Origin of the sequence: Frigoribacterium sp. CFBP 8766 (assembly GCF_014841435.1) — a bacterium.
In the GTDB taxonomy this organism is placed as follows: Bacteria; Actinomycetota; Actinomycetes; order Actinomycetales; family Microbacteriaceae; genus Frigoribacterium.
Window position 1 is genome coordinate 112,338 of record NZ_JACYTX010000005.1, and the last position, 19,249, is coordinate 131,586.

Sequence of the window (19,249 nt, forward strand, 5' to 3'; positions counted from 1 at the left end):
CGACGACAGCTCTCATGCAGCCACACTAGGCCGATTGGACTCTTGCTACCAGGCCTCTCGCCCGATTGGATCGGTCCATGCTCCTCACCCGCCGCCTCCTGCAGCTCTTCGTCGGCCTCTTCCTCTACGGCGTCGCCATCGCGCTGATGGTGCGCGCCGGCATCGGGGTCGCCCCGTGGGACGTGCTGACGCAGGGCATCGTGCGGCAGACCGGCCTCGGCTTCGGCCTCGTCGTGTTCCTCACGAGCGTCCTCGTGCTGCTGCTCTGGATCCCGCTGCGTCAGAGGCCGCGCTTCGGCACGATCGCCAACGCGCTGCTCGTCGGGCCCTTCGCCGACCTCGGCCTGCACGTGCTGCCGCAGCAGACGGTGTGGTGGGCGCAGGGCCTGACCTTCGCGCTCGGCCTGCTGTTGCTCGCCGCCGCGAGCGGCCTCTACATCGGCGCGGCGTTCGGGCCCGGTCCGCGCGACGGCCTGATGCTCGGCCTGCATCGCCGGTTCGGGGTCCGGGTCGGGGTGGCCCGCACCGCGATCGAGGTGACGGTTCTCGCGATCGGCTGGCTGCTGGGCGGCCAGGTCGGCGTCGGCACGGCGCTCGAGGCCGTCCTGATCGGGCCGATGGTCGCCTTCGCGCTGCCGCTCTTCGCGCCTCGTGCGACACGTGTAGCCGAACCCTCGACCGACTCGACCACCGCCTCCGGCACGCCCACCGGCCCGGTGCCGACGACCACCTCGACGGCCGCCTGACGAATCGGGAATGCCCCGTCCCCGCCGCGAGTTGACAGGCCCTCGGCGCGGAGTAGAGTCGCCGCTCGTGACTGACGACACCAGGTCGCCGAAGCGGTGGCTGATCGGTGAACCCCTCCCCTCGGAGAAGCTCGAGGGCCAGCTGCTCCCGAAGCACCTCGCCCTCCCGATCTTCGCCAGCGACCCGCTGAGCTCGGTGGCCTACGCGCCGCAGGAGCTGCTGATGATCCTGCTGATCGGCGGGCTCGGGTTCCTCACGCTCGCGCCGTGGGTCGCGGTCGCGGTCGTCGTGCTGCTGCTCGTCGTCGTGGCGTCGTACCGCCAGCTGATCAAGGCCTACCCCTCAGGAGGCGGCGACTACGAGGTCGCCCACCGCAACCTCGGCGAGAAGGCCGGCCTCGTCGTGGCCTCCGCCCTGCTGGTCGACTACGTGATGACGGTCGCCGTCTCGGTCGCGTCGGGCGTGGACAACATCATCTCGGCCGTGCCCGAGCTGGCACCGGTCCGGGTCGAGCTGGCGATCTTCTTCGTCATCGCCCTGGCCGCGGTCAACCTGCGCGGCGTGCGCGAGTCGAGCAAGGCCTTCGCCGTGCCGACCTACCTCTTCGTGTCGAGCGTTTTCGTCATGATCGTGATCGCGCTCGTCCGCACCGCCCTCGGCGACCCGCCGGTGGCCGAGAGCGCCGAGTACACGGTCCAGGCCGACCAGCTGACGCAGGCCGCGTTCATCCTGTTGCTGCTCAGGGCCTTCTCGAGCGGCTGCTCGGCCCTGACCGGCGTCGAGGCGATCGCCAACGGCGTGCCCGCGTTCCGCCGGCCCAAGGTGCAGAACGCCCAGAAGACCCTCGTGCTGATGGGCAGCATCGCGATCGTGCTCTTCGCCGGGCTGGTCGCCGTGGCCCTGATCGCGAAGGTGCACTACGCCGAGGACGCCTGCGACCTGCAGGGCTTCGTCGACTGCGAGGGAACCCCCCAGCGCAGCCTGATCGCCCAGATCGCCAGCGCCGTGTTCGGCGGCTCGCTGTTCGGCATCCCCTTCTACCTGATCCAGGCGTGCACGGCGGCGGTGCTGCTGCTGGCCGCCAACACGGCGTTCAACGGGTTCCCGCTGCTCGGCTCGATCCTGGCGCGCGACCAGTACGCCCCCAAGGCGCTCAACACCCGCGGCGACCGCCTCATCTACTCGAACGGCGTCATCGTCCTGGCGCTCGTCGCCTGCGCGATCCTGCTCGTCTACCAGGCCAGCGTCACCGGGCTGATCCAGCTCTACATCATCGGCGTCTTCGTGTCGTTCACGCTCGGTCAGACCGGCATGGTCGTGCACTGGACCCGCATGCTGCGCGAGGGCTGCGCCGACCGCGGAGCCGTCTACCGCGCCCGGGGCATCAACGCCTTCGGGGCCCTGCTCACCGCCTCCGTGCTGATCGTCGTGACCGTGACGAAGTTCACGCACGGCGCGTGGCTCGTGTTCGTGATCATGCCGATCCTGTTCACGCTGATGCTCGGCGTGAACCGCTACTACCGCGACGTCCGGGTCGAGATCGAGCCCGACGCGACGACGCAGTTCGGCTCGCACGGCGACCACGCGATCGTGCTCGTCGGCACCATGCAGAAGCCGGTGCTCAAGGCGCTCGACTACGCCATCGCCGCCCGGCACGAGTCGCTCGAGGCGATCCACGTCGGCATCGACGACGAGGCCACCGCGCTGCTGCAGCGGCAGTGGGCCGAGCAGGAGATCGAGGTGCCGCTCCGCATCGTCGCGTCGCCCTACCGCGACATCAGCATGCCGCTGATCAAGTACATCAAGGCGCACCGGGCCGAGCACGGCTCCGAGGTCGTGACGATCTACACGCCCATCTACATCGTCGGCCACTGGTGGGAGGCGGCCCTCCACAACCACAAGAGCCGCCGGATCCGCCAGAAGCTGATGCTCGTGCACGGCGTGACGATCTCGCTCGTGCCGTGGCTGCTCGACTCGTCCGAGATGCTCTACGGCCGCCGGTCGCGGCCGATCCCCGGCCAGGACCGCCGCGGTGAGCCCATCCGCCCCCTGCCGCGCCGCCCGCTCGGGCCGGCCGGGTCGGCCGGGTCGGCCGGGTCGGTGCCCGCAGGAGGCGCGGGTCCGGCGGGCAGGTCCGGCGCGGCCGTCGAGGGCGGTGCCGTCCACCGCGGCCTCGTGGTCGACGCGGAGCGCGACGCTCCCGGTGCCGACTCGACCGCCGCCCCCTCGGGCGAGGTCCACGCCCCTGGTCCGAAGCAGACTCCGCGCGCCCCCGGCAAGGGCCAGAACGTGGGGAACGCCCGCCGTGGCGACGCGGCCCGGCGCGCCCGCTCGGCGGCCCGCAACGGCACGGGCCCCCGCCGCAAGAAGTAGCGCGCGGGCCGCGCCGGCCCCGGCCTGCCGGCCCCGGGCGCCGGCCCAGGGCGCCGGCGGCGCCCGGCCCGGCGGCGCCCGGCCCGGCGGCGCCCGGCCCGGCGGCGCCCGGCTCGGCCCGGGAGGCCACGGCCGGCCCGACGCACTGCAGCGAGAAGGGACGCCGTAGGCGTGGGCCCACGCCTACGGCGTCCCTTCTCGCCTGGCTGCTCGCCCACGACGAGGCCGCGGCCGCGGCGCCTGGGCATCGTCTCGACATCGGCGGCCGATCCTGGACTGATGTATCACCTGCGAGATATCGTCGGATCGGCCCTCGGGAGACGAGGGCGAGCCTGCCCACCCGGGCGGGCACCCGCCGACGCATCCCGGAGCACCACCATGGACGACCTCTCTGCCCTCGGGCTGGGCCGCGGCGACGACGACGCGACCACCTCCTCCTCACCCGCCTCCTCAACCGACGGCGAGCGCGACGAGCGCGACGAGCGCGACGAGCGCGACGAGGGCCGCGGCCGCCGCGGCCGGCGCAGGCCCCGCTCGCGTGCCGCCCGCGCCCTGATCGGGGTCAGCCTCGCGCTCGTCGCCCTGCTCGTGGTGGCAGGCGTCGCCGCCGGCGGGTTCGCGCTGCACCTGGCCTCGTCGTGGGACGACGCGACCACGAGCCTCGGCGACGCGTTCCCCGCCGACGCCGACCGGCCCGCCCCCGCGGACGACGGCTCGGTGAACGTGCTGCTGATGGGCTCCGACTCCCGGGGCGACGAGACGACGCTCGACGACGGGCCGCCCTCCGACCAGCGCACGGACGCGATGATGCTGCTGCACGTCGACGCCGACCGGCAACACGCCTCGGTGATGTCGGTCATGCGCGACCTGTGGGTGCCGATCCCCGGCCGCGGCGAGGGCAAGGTCAACTCCGCCTTCGCGCGCGGCGGCAGCCCGCTCGCGGTGCAGACCGTCGAGCAGCTGCTCGGCGCACGCGTCGACCACGTGGCGATCATCGACTTCGACGGGTTCGCCGACATGACGACCGCGCTCGGCGGAGTCGACGTGGTGAGCGAGAAGGCGTTCCGCAGCACGGCGTCCGACCGCAGGTCCGCCCACGAGTACGTGCAGGGCGTCAACCACCTCGAGGGCGACTCCGCTCTCGCCTTCGTCCGCGAGCGCAGCGCGTTCGCCGACGCCGACTTCCAGCGCGTGGAGAACCAGCAGGCGTTCCTCGAAGGCGTCCTCCGCACCCTCGTCAGCCGGGCGACCCTCACCGACCCGACGCGGGTCACCGGCTTCCTCGCCGCGACCGCGCCGCACGTCACGGTCGACGCCGACCTCGACGCCGGCACCCTCGTGGCGCTCGGGGCCGGCCTCCGTGGCCTGCGTCCCGACGACGTCGACTTCTTCACCGTCCCGACCGCCGGCACCGGCACCTCGGCCGACGGCCAGTCCATCGTCCTCCCCGACGACGCAGCGATCTCCGAGCTCCGCGACGCCCTCCTCGACGACCAGGTGCGAGCGTTCCTCGACGCCCGTGGGGGCCGCCCGTGACAGGCCGTCAGGGCTGGAGGCACATGCTAAGATCGATGCAGTTTTGCAACGTCACCTGTCGGTAGTTCCCGGTTCGTCCGACACCGTTTCCGGGCCGAATTCACGAGGGGGTCACGCATGGGGCGCGGCCGTCAAAAAGCCAAGCACACCAAGGTCGCCAGAGAGCTGAAGTACTTCAGCCCTGACACCAACTACGGTGCGCTCGAAAAAGAGCTTGCGACCAAGAGCGATTCCGACGAGTACGTCGACCGGTGGGCCGACGACTTCGAGGACGACTCCGACGTGGACGCCGACCTCGACGAGGGCGCGGACGACCACCAGAGCAAGAGCGCCTAGGCGCGACCATGGCGCTCGAGTGGGAACAGGTCGTCGTCGACGCTCTCGACCCTGATGCGCTCGCCGCCTGGTGGCGCGAGGCGCTCGGCTGGGTCGACATCAGCGAGCCCGGCGACGAGCCCGAGCTGCGGCCGACCCCCGACTCGCTCCCCGGGCTGCTGTTCGTGCGCGTGCCCGAGCCCAAGACCGTCAAAGACCGGCTGCACCTCGACTTCCGTCCCGACGACCAGGCGGCCGAGGTCGTGCGGCTCGAGGCCCTCGGTGCCGTGCGCGTCGACGTCGGCCAGTCCGACGCCTCCTGGGTGGTGCTCGCCGACCCCGAGGGCAACGAGTTCTGCGTGCTCGGCTCGCGCCGCACCTCCTAGCGCCCGCCCCACGCGCCGCCTCCGCGCGGCGTCTCCGCGCGAGCCCCAGCGCGACGCGCGAGAGCACCGGCAAAGAGCACCGGCAGCACGACGCGACGACGACGAACCTCCGCGATCGATCACGTCGGTTCGTCGTCGTCGCATCGTCTCGAGGACGGCCGCAGCGCCGAGGAGGCGCCGGCCCGGTCCCCTAGCCGACGAGCTGCCCCAGCACGGGCATGAGCCCCATCGCGACGACGAGCACGAGCCCGCCCGCGGTGAGGAACGCCACGCGCTTGCCGCCGGTCACGGGCGAGACGCCTCGCCGGGGAGCCGGGGTGAGGGGCACGCGGGTGACGCGTGCGACCGGGAGGCTGGTGGGGGTGTGAGTGGTCATCTGGTCGACTCCTTCGTCGTCCGTGTCGACATCGTCGTCGACTGCGCCCCGGAGGGCGTCTGCCCAGGATACGCCTCACGGCCCGACCGGCGCCTCGCCCTCTCCTGTCGTCGGCCAGTCGAACGTGAAGTCGGGCACCTCGACGGTCGGCACCGCCGTCGGTGCGCGCGGGGGCTCCGAGCCGAAGTCGGGCAGCCTCCCCGGGCCCCCCTCCTGCTCCTGCCGCTCGCGCTCCTCCCGTCGTTCCTGCTGCTGTCGGCGCAGGGCGTCGCGCTCCTCCGGCCCGCCCGGCACCCCCACCCAGGTGAACCCGCCCGGCCGCTCGGCGGCGTCTCCGGAGACCAGCTCGGCGACGGGCCCGCCGAGGCCCAGCATGAGGGCGAGCATCACGGTCCCCGCCGACAGCAGTCGGAGCCAGGCCGAGCCGCCGCCGTGACGCACCGCGATCAGCAGCGCGCCGGCCAGCGGGGCCGCGAGCGACAGGCACACCGCGGACGCGACGAACGGGTTCGTGACGAGCCCCGCCGCCCACAGCACGACGACGACGACGACGAGCCCGGCCCTCACGGCCACCGCCGCGACCTCTGCTGCCCCCAGGCGCGCCTGGGCGTCCTCGTCGTCTCCGACGATCGCCTCCTCGGCCGTCGCCACGCGCTCGTTCAGCACGGTGCCGCCGACGGCGGAGGCCACGGACGCGAGGAGGACCAGCGCCACGCCCGGCAGCCCCTCGCCGTCACCCGTGCCGAGCGCCAGGATGCCGGCCGCCGCGGCCAGAGGGGCCACGACGTCCGCGATCGTCTGGAGGCGAGCTCCGCGGTCGGACCAGAGCACCCGCCTCACCATCGACCGCGGCACCTCGGCCAGCACCTTCCGCAGCGTCCGAAGGGCGCCCCACACCAGGAAGACCAACGGCGCCAGCAAGCCCAGGATGCCGGGGCTGACGGGAAGCCACACGGCTCCCAGCAGGGCCACGGTGGACACCATCGGCGCCACGACGGCCGCCCGGTGGGCGACCCGGAGCACGGTCGCCTCCAGCCGCAGCCGCCTGAGGTCGTCGAGCGGGCTCAGCGCCGCGGCCGACCGCAGCAGCCCCGCGGCGGCGCCCTCCTCCGTGGTCGAGAGGCCGGCCAGCAGGGTGAGGGCCTCCGGCTCGTGGGGGTCGAGGGCGAGGGCCCGGCGCAGGTGGGTCTCGGCGTTCGCCGGGTCGTCGAGCCTGTCGAGCACGCCCGCGACCACGTGGGCGAGGGGCAGGTCGGGCGCGAGCCGGAGCGCCTCCTCCGCCGACGGCCGCGCCCGCTCGCGGTCCGCCCGCGTGGCCGACGCGTCGTACCCCGCCGCCATCGCCACGATCAGGTGCGCCCGGGTGGAGTCCGGCGCGAGGCGCAGTGCCACCCGGGCCGTCTCGGCCGCACGTCGGATGCCGCCCCCGGGCATCTTCAGCTGCACGCGGGCGAGGGCCACCAGGGGCTCCTCCGACTCGGGCAGCACGGCCACCGCCTCACGGGCCGTCGCCTGCGCCTCCTCGAGCGACCCGTCCGCCGCGAGCGCGTCGGTCAGGGCCAGCAGGAGGCGCGGGTCGCCGGGCGCTCCGGCGAGCGCCGCACGCAGCAGGCCCACGGCGCGCCCCGGTCCGCTCGTCACGGTCGCGACCTGCGCCTCGCGCACCGCCTTCTCGACGGGGTCGAGGCCCTCGGGGCCGCTCACCGCGCGGCCTGGGTCACAGCATCTTCCGCGAGCGGAGGTACTCCTTCAGGTCGTCGTAGCGACCGCTCTCGTTGGCGAACTCGACCACGTTGCGCGACGACTCGAGCCACGGCGTGGTCGACGACTTGACGCCCCTCATCGCCTCCACCACGTGGGGCATGCCGATCGGCGCGACCTGGCCGCTGCGGATCGACTCGTTCATGGCGATCTCGGCGGCGGTGTCGCAGATGAAGGCGAGGTCCGCGCCGCTGAAGCCCTCCGTCCGGTCGACCACCCAGCCGAGGTCGATCCCGGCGATGGGCCGCTTCGAGAGGTGGTGCCGCAGGACCGCGTCCCGGGCCGGCTCGTCCGGGGGCAGCACGAGCAGCGTGCGGTCGAACCGGCCGGGCCGGAGGAACGCCTCGTCGACGTCCCACGGGTGGTTGGTCGCGGCGAGCACGAAGAGGCCCTCGTTCTGCGTCGAGACCCCGTCGAACTCGAGCAGCAGCTGGTTCACGACCGACTTGAGCCAGGCGGCGCCGCCCAGGTTCGACCGCTTGCCCGCGACGGCGTCGAGCTCGTCGATGAACAGCACCGTCGGCGAGAGCTCACGGGCCTTCGTGAAGATGGCCCGGACGTTCTTCTCGCTCTCGCCCATGAACGACGAGAGGATGTCGGCCATGCTCACGGTGAGGAACCGCGCGCCGAGCTCGCCCGCGACGGCGCGGGCGATGAAGGTCTTGCCGCAGCCGGGAGGACCGTAGAGCAGCAGTCCCCCTCGCAGGCTCTTGCCGAACGCGGCGGCGATCTCCGGGTGCTTCATCGGCTCGAGGAAGCTGTCGTTGAGGCGCTTCTTGACCTCGTCGAGGCCGCCCACGTCGGCGAGCGTCACCCGCGTGCCGCCCGGGTTGAGGATGGCGACGTCCTCCTCGGCCGTCGTGTAGACGACGCCGTCCTCGGTCGTGACGAAGGGCGCGGGCACGACGCCGCCGATCTGCTCCTCGAAGAGCGACCAGTCGACGCCGTCGTCGTCCTCGTCCTCGTCGTCGGTGCCGTCGGCATCGGAGGCGTCGGCATCGGTGCCGTCGGCATCGGAGGCGTCGGCATCGGTGCCGTCGACGCCGGGCCCCGGGGCGCCCGCGACGCCCTGCGGACCGGCCGCGTGCCGTGGGGCGGCCGGTGCCCCCGACGACGACGCGGACGGGACCTGCTCAGCGGTCGTGGCGGGCGCCTCCGTGACGGGGGCCGCCCCGAGGGACGAGGTCGCCTGCGTGATCAGCGCGAGTGCGGCCGGGTGGCCGGGCACCTGCTCGAGCACCTTGCCCAGGTGGCCGAACGACTCGGCTCCCCTGCCGGTGGCGATGAGCGCACCGGCCAGCGCCAGGCGCGGCCCCACGGCCCCCGGATCGGCCTGCACCTCGGCCTCGTACTGCGCGATGACGTCGTCAGCCACGGTGTCCCCCCTCGTCGTGTGACACCAGCGTAGGCCGCGGGTCAGCGGCGGACCACTAGGCCCGGAAGCTGCCGACCAGGCGCACGGCCCCGCCGTCGACGCCCTTGGCGCCCTGCTCGAACCCGGTCAGGTCGCGGGCCGCGGTCGAGACCGTGCCGACCTGCCACGTCGCGATGCCGTCGGCGACGAGGGCCGCGGTCACGGCGTCGGCCGAGGCGGCGTCGACGACGGCGATCATGCCGATGCCGAGGTTCCAGGTGCCCTCGCTCGACTCGAGCGTCGAGCCGGCGAGGTCGCTCAGCACGCGGAAGACGGGGTCGGGCGACCAGGTGCCCCGGTCGACCTCGGTCGACGACCCGAACGGGAGGACGCGGGCGAGGTTCGCCGCGATGCCGCCGCCGGTGACGTGGCTGAGCGAGTGGACCGCCCCGGCGAGCGCCGGGTCGTCGAGCACGCGCAGCAGCGGCGACGTGTAGAGGCGGGTCGGCTCGAGCAGGGCCTCGCCGATCGTGCCCGACAGCTCGGGGAGCGTGTCCTCGTAGCCGAGGTCGGCCGACCGCAGGACGTGGCGGACGAGCGAGAAGCCGTTCGAGTGCAGCCCGGACGACGCCAGGGCGAGCACGACGTCGCCGTCGCGGACGAGGTGCGAGCCGAGCTGCTGGCCGGCCTCGACCGCGCCGACCGCGGCGCCGGCGACGTCGTAGTCGTCCGGGCCGAGCAGGCCGGGGTGCTCCGCCGTCTCGCCGCCGACCAGGGCCGTGCCCGTGGCGCTGCAGGCTCGGGCGATGCCCTCGACGATGGAGGCGATGCGTGCCGGGACGACCCGGCCGCAGGCGATGTAGTCGGTCATCATCAGCGGACGCGCCCCGACCACGACGATGTCGTCGACGACCATGCCGACCAGGTCCTGCCCGATGGTGTCGTGCTTGTCGAGGGCCTGCGCGATGGCGACCTTGGTGCCGACGCCGTCGGTCGAGGTGGCCAGCAGCGGACGCTCGAACGACTTGAGGAACGACACGTCGAACATGCCCGCGAAGCCGCCGAAGCCGCCGACCACACCGGGCCCGTGGGTGGCGCTGACCGCCGCCTTCATCAGCTCGACCGCGCGGTCGCCCGCGGCTGTGTCGACCCCCGCCGCGGCGTAGGAGGCGCTGGTCGAGGGGGCAGCGGGAGTCGCCATTCGTTCATCCGTTCGGTGTCGCTCTAGACTGACGCAGTAACCCCAACTCTACGGTCTGGAGCCAGATCCGCATGTGCGGCATCGTCGGTCTCGTCGCGCACGAGCCAGCTAATCAACTCGTCTACGACTCCCTCCTCCTGCTGCAGCACCGCGGCCAGGACTCGACCGGCATCGCGACCGCCGAGCGCGGCATCTTCCACGTGCACAAGACCAAGGGGCAGGTCCGCGAGGGCTTCCGCACCCGCGACATGCGCGGCCTCCTCGGCACGATGGGCCTCGGCCACGTGCGCTACGCCACCAAGGGCGCGGCGACCAACGAGCAGGAGGCGCAGCCGTTCTACGTGAACGCGCCCTACGGCATCGTGCTCGTGCACAACGGCAACCTGACGAACACCCGCGAGCTCACGAGCGAGCTGTTCCACGTCGACCGTCGACACCTCAACACGAACAGCGACACCGAGCTGCTCGTCAACGTGCTCGCGCACGAGCTGCAAGAGCAGGTCAACGGCACCGACCTCGACCCCGAGCAGATCTTCGCCGCCGTGGCCCGCGTGCACGAGCGCGTCGAGGGCTCGTACGCGGCCATCGCGATGATCGCCGGCCACGGGCTGCTCGCGTTCCGCGACCCGTTCGGCATCCGTCCGCTCGTGCTCGGCCGCCGCAAGGCCGCCGACGGGCAGCGCGACGAGTGGATCGTCGCGAGCGAGTCGCTCGTGCTCGAGTCGGGCGGCTACGAGATCGTCCGCGACGTCGCGCCCGGCGAGGCCGTCTTCGTCTCGCTCGACGGCGAGATGGTGTCGAAGCAGTGCCACGCACGGCCGCGGCTGATCCCCTGCTCGTTCGAGTACGTCTACCTCGCGCGCCCCGACTCCGTCATGAACGGCATCTCGGTCTACGACGCCCGCCTCCGCCTCGGCGACCGCCTGGCCGACACGATCGCCCAGTACGCGCCGACCGGCGACATCGACGTCGTCATGCCGATCCCCGACTCGTCGCGGCCTGCGGCCATGCAGGTCGCACAGAAGCTCGGCATCGAGTACCGCGAGGGCTTCTACAAGAACCGCTACGTCGGGCGCACGTTCATCATGCCCGGGCAGGCCGAGCGCAAGCGATCGGTGCGCCAGAAGCTCAACGCCATGTCGAGCGAGTTCAAGGGCAAGAACATCCTGATCGTCGACGACTCGATCGTCCGCGGCACGACCTCGCGCGAGATCGTCGAGATGGCGCGCGCCGCCGGGGCGAACGAGGTCACGTTCACCTCCGCCGCGCCTCCGGTGCGCTACCCGCACGTGTACGGCATCAACATGCCGTCGCGGCACGAGCTGGTCGCCCACGATCGCAAGATCCCCGAGATCGCGCGCGAGCTCGGCGCCGACCACCTGATCTACCAGGAGGTGGCGGACATGCAGGCCGCCATCATCGAGGGCAGCGACGTCACCGACCTCGAGATGAGCTGCTTCACGGGCGACTACGTGACGGGCACGGTCAGCCCCGAGTACCTCGCCTGGGTCGAGGCCAACCAGCTCAGCTGACCCGGCCTGGCTCCTCCGCTCACCCGCCGGTCATCCGAGCGGCGGTGGTCGCCGTCGGCGGTGGTCAATAGGCTCGTGCGCATGAGCGACGACAGCTCCCTCCCCGACCACCCGGCCGCACCGACCCCGGCCGCACCGACCCCGGCCGCACCGACCCCGCCGCAGCCGGCGGCGCCCGTCCCCGACGTGCTCACGCCCGCCGAGCCCGTCTCCACGGGGCCCGGGGCGACCCCGGCCCTCCGCATCACGGGCCTGCGCAAGCGCTTCGGCGAGAAGGTCGCCGTCGACGGCGTCGACCTCGAGGTGCCGGCCGGCTCGTTCTACGGCCTGGTCGGGCCGAACGGCGCCGGCAAGACGACGACCCTCTCGATGGCCACCGGCCTGCTGCGACCCGACGCGGGCAGCATCGAGGTGCTCGGGCACGACGTCTGGCGCGACCCGACGCACGCGAAGTCGCTGGTGGGCGTGCTGAGCGACGGCATCGCCCTGTTCGACCGGCTGACCGGCGAGCAGCTGATCACGTACCACGGGCTCCTCAACGGCATCGACCGCGAGACCGTCGCCTCCCGGGTCGCCGACCTGCTCGACCTCCTCGACCTGCGCGAGGCCGCGGGCACGCTCGTCGTCGACTACAGCGCGGGCATGACCAAGAAGGCGGCGCTGGCCTGCGCCCTGGTGCACGCGCCGCGCCTCCTCGTGCTCGACGAGCCGTTCGAGTCGGTCGACCCGATCTCGGCGGCCAACATCCGCGACATCCTGCAGGGCTACGTGCGGGGCGGAGGCACGGTCATCGTGTCGAGCCACTCGATGGACCTCGTGCAGCGCATGTGCGACCACGTCGCCGTCGTGGCGGCCGGGCGGGTGCTCGCCGCCGGCACGACCGACGACGTGCGCGCCGGCTCCACCCTCGAGGACCGGTTCGTCGAGCTCGTCGGCGGCCGCCAGCACAACGAGGGGCCGTCGTGGTTGCGCACCTCCTGAGCCTCCGCTGGCGGGTGATGGGCAACGGCCTCAAGCGCAGCGTCTGGCAGGTCGTCGCGCTCGTGATCGGTGGGCTCTACGGGATCGGCATCCTCGTCGCGCTGGTCGCCGGGCTCGTCGCCCTGTCGTTCGCCCCGACCCAGTGGGCCTGGACGGCCGCGGTGCTCGTCGGCTCGGTCGCAGTGCTGGGCTGGGCGGTCGTGCCGCTGCTGGCCCGCGGTGTCGACCAGACCCTCAGCGTCGAGAAGCTGCGGTCGTTCCCGATCCCGGCCGACCGCCTCCTCGTGGCCCTGCTGGTCTGCGGGGTGCTCGGCGTCCCCGGCATCGTCACGACGATCGCCGCACTCGCGACGTCGCTGAGCTGGCTCCAGCACCCGGTCTCGGCCGTGGTCGCCCCCGTCAGCGGGCTCATCGGCGTGCTGACCTGCGTCGCCGCGTCGCGGGTGCTCGAGTCGCTGACGAGCGCGCTGGCGTCGCGTCGGCGCTACCGCGAGGTGATGGGCGTCGTCGTGTTCGTGCCGGTCATCCTCGCCGGCCCGATCATCGGCTTCGCCGGCCAGGGCATCGGCTCGGCCGTCGACCAGCTGCCGCGCATCGCGGCGGTCGCCGCGTGGACTCCGCTCGGCGCCGCCTGGGCCGTGCCCGGCGAGCTCGCCCTCGGGCGACCGCTGGAGGCGCTGGCCAAGGCGGCGATCGCGCTCGCGACCCTCGCCCTGTTGCTGCTCGCGTGGCGTCGGGCCCTGGCGTCCGCCCTGATCGCGCCTCCCGTCGAGGAGCGTGCGGCGACCTCGAAGGGGCTCGGGCCGTTCCGCTGGTTCCCCGGCACGCCCACCGGCGCGGTCGCGGCCCGCGCCGCCGTCTACTGGCTGCGCGACCCGCGCTACGGCGGCTCGCTCGTCGTCGTCCCGCTGCTGCCCGTGCTCGCCGTGTTCCTCGCGTGGAGCGGCGGCAACACGTGGCTGCTCTACGCGATCGGGCCGGGGATCGCCGCCCTGCTCGCCGTCACCCTGTGCGCCGACGTCTCGTACGACGGCACCGCGTTCGCGGCGCACCTGTCGACGGGGGTCTCCGGCCGCGCTGATCGAGCGGGACGCGTGCTCACGCTGTCGCTCTTCGCCGTGCCGATCGTGTTGCTCGCGACGATCCTGCCGCTCGCCGTCCTCGGCGCCTGGCAGGTGCTGCCCGCTCTGCTCGGCATGGGGCTGGGCGTGATGTTGACGGGCTTCGGCGCGTCGAGCGTGGCGTCGGCGAAGTTCCTGATGCCCGTGCCGGCCGCGGGCGAGAGCCCGTTCAAGTCGCCTCCCGGGGCGTCGGTCACCTCGACGCTCGGCATGTACGCGACGTGGCTCGTCTCGTTCGGCCTGGCGGTGCCCGAGCTCGCGCTCGGCATCGCGTCGCTCGTCACGGGGAGCCTGCTGCTCGGGGTGCTCGCCCTGGTCGTCGGGGTCGTGCTCGGGACGGTGCTGCTCGTGGTCGGCGTCGACCGGGGCGGCAAGCTGCTCGACGCCCGCGGGCCCGAGCTGCTCACACGGCTGCGCGCGGCACGCGGGGCCTAGCGCGGGGCGTCCGGCCCAGCGAGGGGCTCAGCGCGGAGCGTCCTGCGGCACCCGCGCCGCGCCCGACGCTCTACTCGAGCTCGCCCTCGACCGCAGGAGGCTCGGGTGCGTCCACGCGACGGCGCTCGGCCCGCAGGGTCTTCGCCCGGCGGAGCGACACGCGGTCGACCACGATGGCGACGACGGCACCCACGGCGGCGCCGAACGTGAGCCCCCAGAGCGAGAAGTAGCCGTAGGTCGAGGCCGGGCTGGTGCCCGGGTCGAAGGGGAACAGCGACGTGAGGATCAGCGAGGCGAGCACGCCGAGCGCCCCGCCCATCAGCAGGAACGCGAACACCTTCGGGGCCCGGCGCACGGTGACCTCGTCGTCCGACGCGATCTCCTCGGGCTCGTCCGCACCTGCTGCTGCGGCGGGCGCGGACCGCTCGGGCTCGACGACCGGCTGCTCCGGGGCCTCCGGGGAGACGGCCTCGTCGGGCTGCTGCGGTTCGTCGGGTGCGTGGGTCACGCCCCCATTGTCCCAGAGTGCGTCCCCGAGCTCCGCCGCATGCCTCGACGTCGGAGCACACGCCGTGCCGCTCAGGCGCGCGGCAGCCGCACGGGCACGTACCCGCGCAGGTCGGCGCGGCTTCCCGACGCCGACACGAGGGCACCGGCGACGGCCTCGTCCCAGCTCAGGGCGCCCGTCGCGAGCCGGATGAACGTGGCCGGGTCGGTCTCGACGACGTTGGGCGGCGTGCCGCGCGTGTGGCTCAGCCCCTCGCGGAACTGGACGGCGCCGAACGGCGGCACCCGCACCTCCACGGTGGCCCCCGGCTCGCCGTCGGCGAGCACCTGGAGCAGCCAGCGCACCGCGGTGGCGGTGACGGTCCGCGGTGCCGAGCCGCCCTCGGCGAGCGCGACCACCGCCTCCTGCACGGCTGCCGCGCCCGCCGCGTCGTCGATCCTCGCCCTGGCCATGCCGTCACGCTACCCGCGCACGCGCCGCCCACGCCGACTGCCGGGAGGCGCGCCTCGGTAGGATCCATCGGGTGCGCATACTCGTCCTCGGTTCCGGTGCTCGCGAGCACGCCATCATCACCGCGCTGCTGCGCGAAGACGCGGGGCACGAGATCGTCGCCGCCCCCGGCAACGCCGGCATCGCGGCGCAGGTCGAGGTCGTGCACCTCGATCCGTCGAACGGCTCCGTGGTGGCCGAGTACGCGCTCGAGAACGACGTCGAGCTGGTCGTGATCGGCCCCGAGGCCCCCCTCGTCGCCGGTGTGGCCGACGCGCTGCGCACCCGCGGCGTGCCCGTGTTCGGCCCAGGCAAGAAGGCCGCGGCGCTCGAGGGCAGCAAGACCTTCGCGAAGCGGATCATGGAGGAGGCGGGCGTCCCGACGGGACGCGCCACCCGCGTCGGGACCCTCGACGAGGCCGTCGCCGTGCTCGACGAGTTCGGTGCGCCCTATGTCATCAAGGCCGACGGCCTCGCCGCGGGCAAGGGCGTGCTCGTCACCGAGAGCCGCGACGCCGCCGTCGAGCACACCACGTACTGGCTGCAGCACGGGCCGGTGCTCGTCGAGGAGTTCCTCGACGGGCCTGAGGTCTCGCTGTTCTTCCTCAGCGACGGGCACACGGTCGTGCCGCTGTCGCCCGCCCAGGACTACAAGCGCCTCCTCGACGGCGACGCCGGCCCGAACACCGGCGGCATGGGCGCCTACTCGCCGCTGCCGTGGCTCGCCGACCGCTTCGGCAGCGAGAAGGACTTCGTCGACGAGGTGCTCGACACCATCGCGACGCCGACGGTGCGCCAGCTCGAGTCGGAGGGCACGCCCTTCATCGGGCTGCTCTACGCCGGGCTGATCCTCACCGAGCAGGGCGTCCGCGTGATCGAGTTCAACGCCCGCTTCGGCGACCCCGAGACGCAGGTCGTGCTGCCGCGCCTCATCACGCCGCTGAGCGGCCTGCTGCTCGCCGCCGCGACCGGCTCGCTCGGCAACCACGAGGCGCCGCGCTTCGTGCCGACGCCCGCGGTCACCGTCGTGCTCGCGAGCGAGGGCTACCCCGAGGGCGCCGTCAGCGGCCGCCCCCTGACCGGCCTCGACGAGGCCACCGCCGTCGCGGGGGTGCACGTCGCCCACGCCGCGACCGCCCGTCTCGACGACCGCCTCATCGCCACCGGCGGCCGCGTGCTGAGCGTCGTCGCCGAGGGCGCCGACTTCGCCGAGGCACGGGGACGCGCCTACGACGCGATGCTCCGCATCCGGCTCGAGGGCGGCCAGTACCGCCGCGACATCGCCGAGCGGGTCGCCCGATGACCGCCGAGGCGCCCGAGCTCGCCGGCTGGGTGCACGCCTACTCGGGCAAGGTCCGCGACCTGTACGTGCCGGCCCCCGCCGCGGGCTCGGGCGACGACGCCGCCACTCTCGACGCCGCCGGCGACGCCGCCGCCCTCGACGCCGCGCCCGCCCTGGACGCCGCCGAGCACCTGCTCGTCGTCGCCAGCGACCGCGTCAGCGCCTACGACGTCGTGCTCGAGCCCGGCATCCCGGGCAAGGGCGCCCTGCTCACGCAGCTCAGCACGTGGTGGTTCGACCAGCTCGAGGGCGTGCCGAACCACCTCGTCGACCCGACCACCGCCTCCGTGTCGGTGCCTGCTGCCGTGCGCGACCGCGCGATGCTGGTGAAGCCGCTCGACATGTACCCGGTCGAGTGCGTCGTGCGCGGCTACCTCGTGGGGAGCGGCTGGGCCGAGTACCGCGAGACCGGCCGGGTGTGCGGCATCGAGCTGCCGGCCGGCCTGCACGACGGCGACCGACTGCCCGAGCCGATCTACACCCCCGCCTACAAGGCGCCGCTCGGCGAGCACGACGAGAACATCTCGTTCGAGCGCACCGTCGAGCTCGTCGGCGCCGACGTCGCGGCGGCGCTGCGCGACACGTCGCTCGAGATCTACCGCCGTGCCTCCATGGTCGCGGAGGCACGGGGCGTCGTCCTCGCCGACACCAAGTTCGAGTTCGGGGCCGACCGTTCCACCGGCGAGCTGACCCTCGGGGACGAGGTGCTCACCAGCGACAGCAGCCGCTTCTGGGACGCGGGGGGCGCCGGGGCCGCGGGGGCAAGCTCGGGCACCGGCAGCCGCACGGACAGCTTCGACAAGCAGATCGTGCGCAACTGGCTGAGCGACAACTGGGACAAGACCGGCACCCCGCCCGCCCTGCCGCCCGAGATCGTCGAGCGCACGGCCGCCCGCTACCGCGAGCTGATCGAGCGCCTCACCGCCCACTGACCCTGCCGCACGCTCATGGCGTGCCGCAGCTGCCGGCTGTGCCCGGACCGCGCTCCGACACCGCTGAGTGAACGAAGAACCGGTGACTACGGCGGTGTTCCGTTCACTCGCCGGTGTCAGGCCGGCCCCGGCTGAGTCGAGCCAGGAATGCCGCGCCAGTTCAGCCGGTTCCAGTTGGTGACACGTCATCGACCGGCGTGACACGAGACGCGCGACTGCACGAGAACCGAGGGCCCCGATGACCGACACCAGCAGCAGCGACGCGACCGGCGCCTCCTCGGCTGACCGGAACCCGGCAGGCCGTAACGCCGCCGACCTGCTCGCCGCCGACACGGGCATGGGCGCGGTCACGCTCCGCGTCGCCGACCTCGACGCGATGACCGCGTACTACCGCGACGCCGTCACGCTCGCCGTGCTGAGCCACGACGCGGAGGCGGGCCGCAGCGTCCTCGGCCGGGGGGCGACGCCGATCGTGGTGCTCGAGCACGCGCCGGAGCTCCGGCACGCCGGCCCCCGCGAGGCCGGCCTTTTCCACACGGCGATCCTGTTCGAGACCGAGGCTGACCTCGCCGCCTCCGTGTACGGCGTCGCGAGCCGCCACCCCGGCAGCTTCACCGGCAGCGCCGACCACCTCGTCAGCAAGGCCTTCTACTTCACCGACCCCGAGGGCAACGGGGTCGAGCTCTACTGGGACCGCGACCGCACCGCCTGGTCGTGGACCCACGGCCAGGTCGACATGGCCACCCTCGCCCTCGACCCGAACGCGTTCCTGCAGCAGAACGTGACCGAGGAGGCGCTGGTCGCCACCGCCTCCCGCCCCGCCTCGGTCGGCCACGTGCACCTCAGCGTGGGAGACGTCGACAGCGCCCACCGGTTCTACGTCGAGCAGCTCGGCTTCGAGACGACGACGCGCTTCGGGCCGCAGGCGCTCTTCGTCAGCGCCGGCGGCTACCACCACCACATGGCGATGAACACGTGGCAGAGCGCCGGAGCAGGGAGGCGGCAGCTGGCCCTCGGTCTCGGACTCGTCCGCATCGAGGTGCCGGGCCTCGACGACCTGGGCGCCCTCGGCGAGCGCCTCGCGCACCACGGCGTCGCCACTCGCGACGACGGCCGCGTGCTCGCCTTCGACGACCCGTGGCTGAACCAGATCGAGGTCACGGCCCGCGCGCTGGGCGCGTGACCGCCCACGCGCCGTACTTCTGGAGATAGCGTCGCAGGCATGTCCGAAGCCGCACAGCACGCCTCCCCCGCCCCCGTCTTCAGCACCGTCGCCGAGGGCGACCTCACTCTCGACGACCACGAGGCCCTCGCGGCGATGCTCGCCCGCACCTTCGACGCCTACGACCACTGGTACGCCGGGGCGCGCAGCTGGGCCGGGATGCAGCCGGAGCTCCGCGTCGTCGCCCGCGACGGGGACGTCGTCGTCGCGCACGCCGGGCTCCGCCGCCAGTTCGTCACGGTCGGCGAGACCGACCTGCTGGTCACCGCGGTCGGGATGGTCGCCGTCAGCCCGACCGCGCAGGGCACCGGCCTCGGCGGCGCGCTGCTGCGCCACGTCGACGCCGCGCTCGAGCGCCTCGGCAGCCGGTTCGGCCTGCTCGAGACCGGCGAGGCGGTGCAGGGCTTCTACCGCCGCGCGGGCTGGCTGCCGCTGGGCGACGCGAGCGAGGACGCAGTCACCGGTCACGCGGTCACCGGCCACTACACCGCCTTCTCGGCAGACGGGGCAGGCGTGCTCGTCAGCCAGGACGAGGGCTGGCTGATCCGCGAGGTCGGCGCGACGGCCGCCGAGTGGCCCGCCGGCGACATCCGCTGGAACGGCCAGATGGTCTAGGGGGGCCGACCGCACGCAGGAGG

The 19,249-nt window shown here is 73.4% G+C and carries 18 protein-coding genes; 12 read left to right on the plus strand and 6 right to left on the minus strand.

What is annotated here, in order from left to right; all coding sequences use genetic code 11:
- The first annotated feature begins 77 nt into the window (after positions 1-77).
- The 5 genes from IFT90_RS14070 to IFT90_RS14090 all read left to right on the plus strand — a co-directional run bounded on the left by IFT90_RS14070 (position 78) and on the right by IFT90_RS14090 (position 5,357).
- The gene (locus IFT90_RS14070; RefSeq protein ID WP_192042854.1) at positions 78-746 is read left to right on the plus strand and encodes a YitT family protein; all 669 of its coding nucleotides are present in this window, start codon (positions 78-80) and stop codon (positions 744-746) included.
- A gap of 100 nt (positions 747-846) precedes the next feature.
- Positions 847-3,120 carry an amino acid permease gene (locus tag IFT90_RS14075; protein ID WP_244644984.1) on the plus strand — a complete coding sequence of 758 codons (2,274 nt, stop codon included), beginning with the start codon at positions 847-849 and terminating at the stop codon, positions 3,118-3,120.
- 378 nt (positions 3,121-3,498) lie between these two features.
- On the plus strand, positions 3,499-4,656 hold the full coding sequence (locus IFT90_RS14080; protein ID WP_192042856.1) for an LCP family protein: 1,158 nt from the start codon (positions 3,499-3,501) through the stop codon (positions 4,654-4,656).
- Positions 4,657-4,773: 117 nt separating this feature from the next.
- Positions 4,774-4,992 carry a DUF3073 domain-containing protein gene (locus IFT90_RS14085; RefSeq protein WP_192042857.1) on the plus strand — a complete coding sequence of 73 codons (219 nt, stop codon included), beginning with the start codon at positions 4,774-4,776 and terminating at the stop codon, positions 4,990-4,992.
- Positions 4,993-5,000: 8 nt separating this feature from the next.
- On the plus strand, positions 5,001-5,357 hold the full coding sequence (locus IFT90_RS14090; protein WP_192042858.1) for a VOC family protein: 357 nt from the start codon (positions 5,001-5,003) through the stop codon (positions 5,355-5,357).
- Between the two features lie 190 nt (positions 5,358-5,547).
- On the opposite strand, the gene IFT90_RS14095 is transcribed toward IFT90_RS14090, so the two are convergent.
- The 4 genes from IFT90_RS14095 to purM all read right to left on the minus strand — a co-directional run bounded on the left by IFT90_RS14095 (position 5,548) and on the right by purM (position 10,049).
- On the minus strand, positions 5,548-5,733 hold the full coding sequence (locus IFT90_RS14095) for a hypothetical protein (RefSeq protein WP_123548770.1): 186 nt from the start codon (positions 5,731-5,733) through the stop codon (positions 5,548-5,550).
- A 75-nt stretch (positions 5,734-5,808) separates the two neighbouring features.
- Positions 5,809-7,437, minus strand: coding sequence for a hypothetical protein (locus IFT90_RS14100; protein WP_192042859.1), 1,629 nt, complete (start codon positions 7,435-7,437; stop codon positions 5,809-5,811).
- Between the two features lie 13 nt (positions 7,438-7,450).
- Positions 7,451-8,869 (minus strand): AAA family ATPase, encoded by a 1,419-nt coding sequence (locus IFT90_RS17145; protein ID WP_371812324.1) that lies wholly within the window; start codon positions 8,867-8,869, stop codon positions 7,451-7,453.
- 55 nt (positions 8,870-8,924) lie between these two features.
- On the minus strand, positions 8,925-10,049 hold the full coding sequence (gene purM / locus IFT90_RS14110) for a phosphoribosylformylglycinamidine cyclo-ligase (protein WP_192042860.1): 1,125 nt from the start codon (positions 10,047-10,049) through the stop codon (positions 8,925-8,927).
- A 71-nt stretch (positions 10,050-10,120) separates the two neighbouring features.
- On the opposite strand from purM, the gene purF reads away from it, so the two are divergent.
- The 3 genes from purF (at position 10,121) to IFT90_RS14125 (ending at position 14,118) form a co-directional block, all read left to right on the plus strand.
- Positions 10,121-11,581 (plus strand): amidophosphoribosyltransferase, encoded by a 1,461-nt coding sequence (gene purF, locus IFT90_RS14115; RefSeq protein ID WP_192042861.1) that lies wholly within the window; start codon positions 10,121-10,123, stop codon positions 11,579-11,581.
- Between the two features lie 81 nt (positions 11,582-11,662).
- The gene (locus tag IFT90_RS14120; RefSeq protein ID WP_192042862.1) at positions 11,663-12,562 is read left to right on the plus strand and encodes an ABC transporter ATP-binding protein; all 900 of its coding nucleotides are present in this window, start codon (positions 11,663-11,665) and stop codon (positions 12,560-12,562) included.
- Complete coding sequence (locus IFT90_RS14125; protein WP_199861878.1) at positions 12,544-14,118, plus strand: transporter; 1,575 nt, start codon at positions 12,544-12,546, stop codon at positions 14,116-14,118. The genes IFT90_RS14120 and IFT90_RS14125 overlap by 19 nt, the downstream gene beginning before the upstream one ends.
- Before the next feature lie 70 nt (positions 14,119-14,188).
- Here the strand turns inward: IFT90_RS14125 and IFT90_RS14130 are convergent, their stop codons facing one another.
- The gene (locus IFT90_RS14130; protein ID WP_192042863.1) at positions 14,189-14,626 is read right to left on the minus strand and encodes a hypothetical protein; all 438 of its coding nucleotides are present in this window, start codon (positions 14,624-14,626) and stop codon (positions 14,189-14,191) included.
- Positions 14,627-14,697: 71 nt separating this feature from the next.
- A complete protein-coding gene (locus IFT90_RS14135; RefSeq protein ID WP_192042864.1) occupies positions 14,698-15,078 on the minus strand; it encodes a sterol carrier family protein in 381 nt (126 codons plus the stop codon).
- Between the two features lie 71 nt (positions 15,079-15,149).
- Between IFT90_RS14135 and purD the strand changes: the two genes are divergently transcribed.
- From purD to IFT90_RS14155, 4 genes are all read left to right on the plus strand, one after another.
- Positions 15,150-16,418, plus strand: a complete 1,269-nt coding sequence (gene purD, locus IFT90_RS14140) for a phosphoribosylamine--glycine ligase (RefSeq protein WP_192042865.1) — start codon at positions 15,150-15,152, stop codon at positions 16,416-16,418.
- Positions 16,415-17,389, plus strand: a complete 975-nt coding sequence (locus IFT90_RS14145) for a phosphoribosylaminoimidazolesuccinocarboxamide synthase (protein WP_192042866.1) — start codon at positions 16,415-16,417, stop codon at positions 17,387-17,389. Before purD ends, IFT90_RS14145 begins: the two co-directional genes overlap by 4 nt.
- 337 nt (positions 17,390-17,726) lie before the next feature.
- Complete coding sequence (locus IFT90_RS14150; protein WP_123548855.1) at positions 17,727-18,572, plus strand: VOC family protein; 846 nt, start codon at positions 17,727-17,729, stop codon at positions 18,570-18,572.
- Positions 18,573-18,611: 39 nt separating this feature from the next.
- A complete protein-coding gene (locus tag IFT90_RS14155; RefSeq protein ID WP_192042867.1) occupies positions 18,612-19,226 on the plus strand; it encodes a GNAT family N-acetyltransferase in 615 nt (204 codons plus the stop codon).
- The last annotated feature ends 23 nt before the right edge of the window (positions 19,227-19,249 follow it).

Excerpts from the sequence above, each read along its gene's own strand:
- IFT90_RS14070 (WP_192042854.1), top strand. The coding sequence starts at position 78 with ATGCTCCTCACCCGCCGCCTCCTGCAGCTCTTCGTCGGCCTCTTCCTC.
- IFT90_RS14080 (WP_192042856.1), top strand. The coding sequence starts at position 3,499 with ATGGACGACCTCTCTGCCCTCGGGCTGGGCCGCGGCGACGACGACGCG.
- IFT90_RS14085 (WP_192042857.1), top strand. The coding sequence starts at position 4,774 with ATGGGGCGCGGCCGTCAAAAAGCCAAGCACACCAAGGTCGCCAGAGAG.
- IFT90_RS14090 (WP_192042858.1), top strand. The coding sequence starts at position 5,001 with ATGGCGCTCGAGTGGGAACAGGTCGTCGTCGACGCTCTCGACCCTGAT.
- IFT90_RS14095 (WP_123548770.1), bottom strand. The coding sequence starts at position 5,733 with ATGACCACTCACACCCCCACCAGCCTCCCGGTCGCACGCGTCACCCGC.
- purM (WP_192042860.1), bottom strand. The coding sequence starts at position 10,049 with ATGGCGACTCCCGCTGCCCCCTCGACCAGCGCCTCCTACGCCGCGGCG.
- purF (WP_192042861.1), top strand. The coding sequence starts at position 10,121 with ATGTGCGGCATCGTCGGTCTCGTCGCGCACGAGCCAGCTAATCAACTC.
- IFT90_RS14120 (WP_192042862.1), top strand. The coding sequence starts at position 11,663 with ATGAGCGACGACAGCTCCCTCCCCGACCACCCGGCCGCACCGACCCCG.
- IFT90_RS14135 (WP_192042864.1), bottom strand. The coding sequence starts at position 15,078 with ATGGCCAGGGCGAGGATCGACGACGCGGCGGGCGCGGCAGCCGTGCAG.
- IFT90_RS14145 (WP_192042866.1), top strand. The coding sequence starts at position 16,415 with ATGACCGCCGAGGCGCCCGAGCTCGCCGGCTGGGTGCACGCCTACTCG.
- IFT90_RS14150 (WP_123548855.1), top strand. The coding sequence starts at position 17,727 with ATGGGCGCGGTCACGCTCCGCGTCGCCGACCTCGACGCGATGACCGCG.
- IFT90_RS14155 (WP_192042867.1), top strand. The coding sequence starts at position 18,612 with ATGTCCGAAGCCGCACAGCACGCCTCCCCCGCCCCCGTCTTCAGCACC.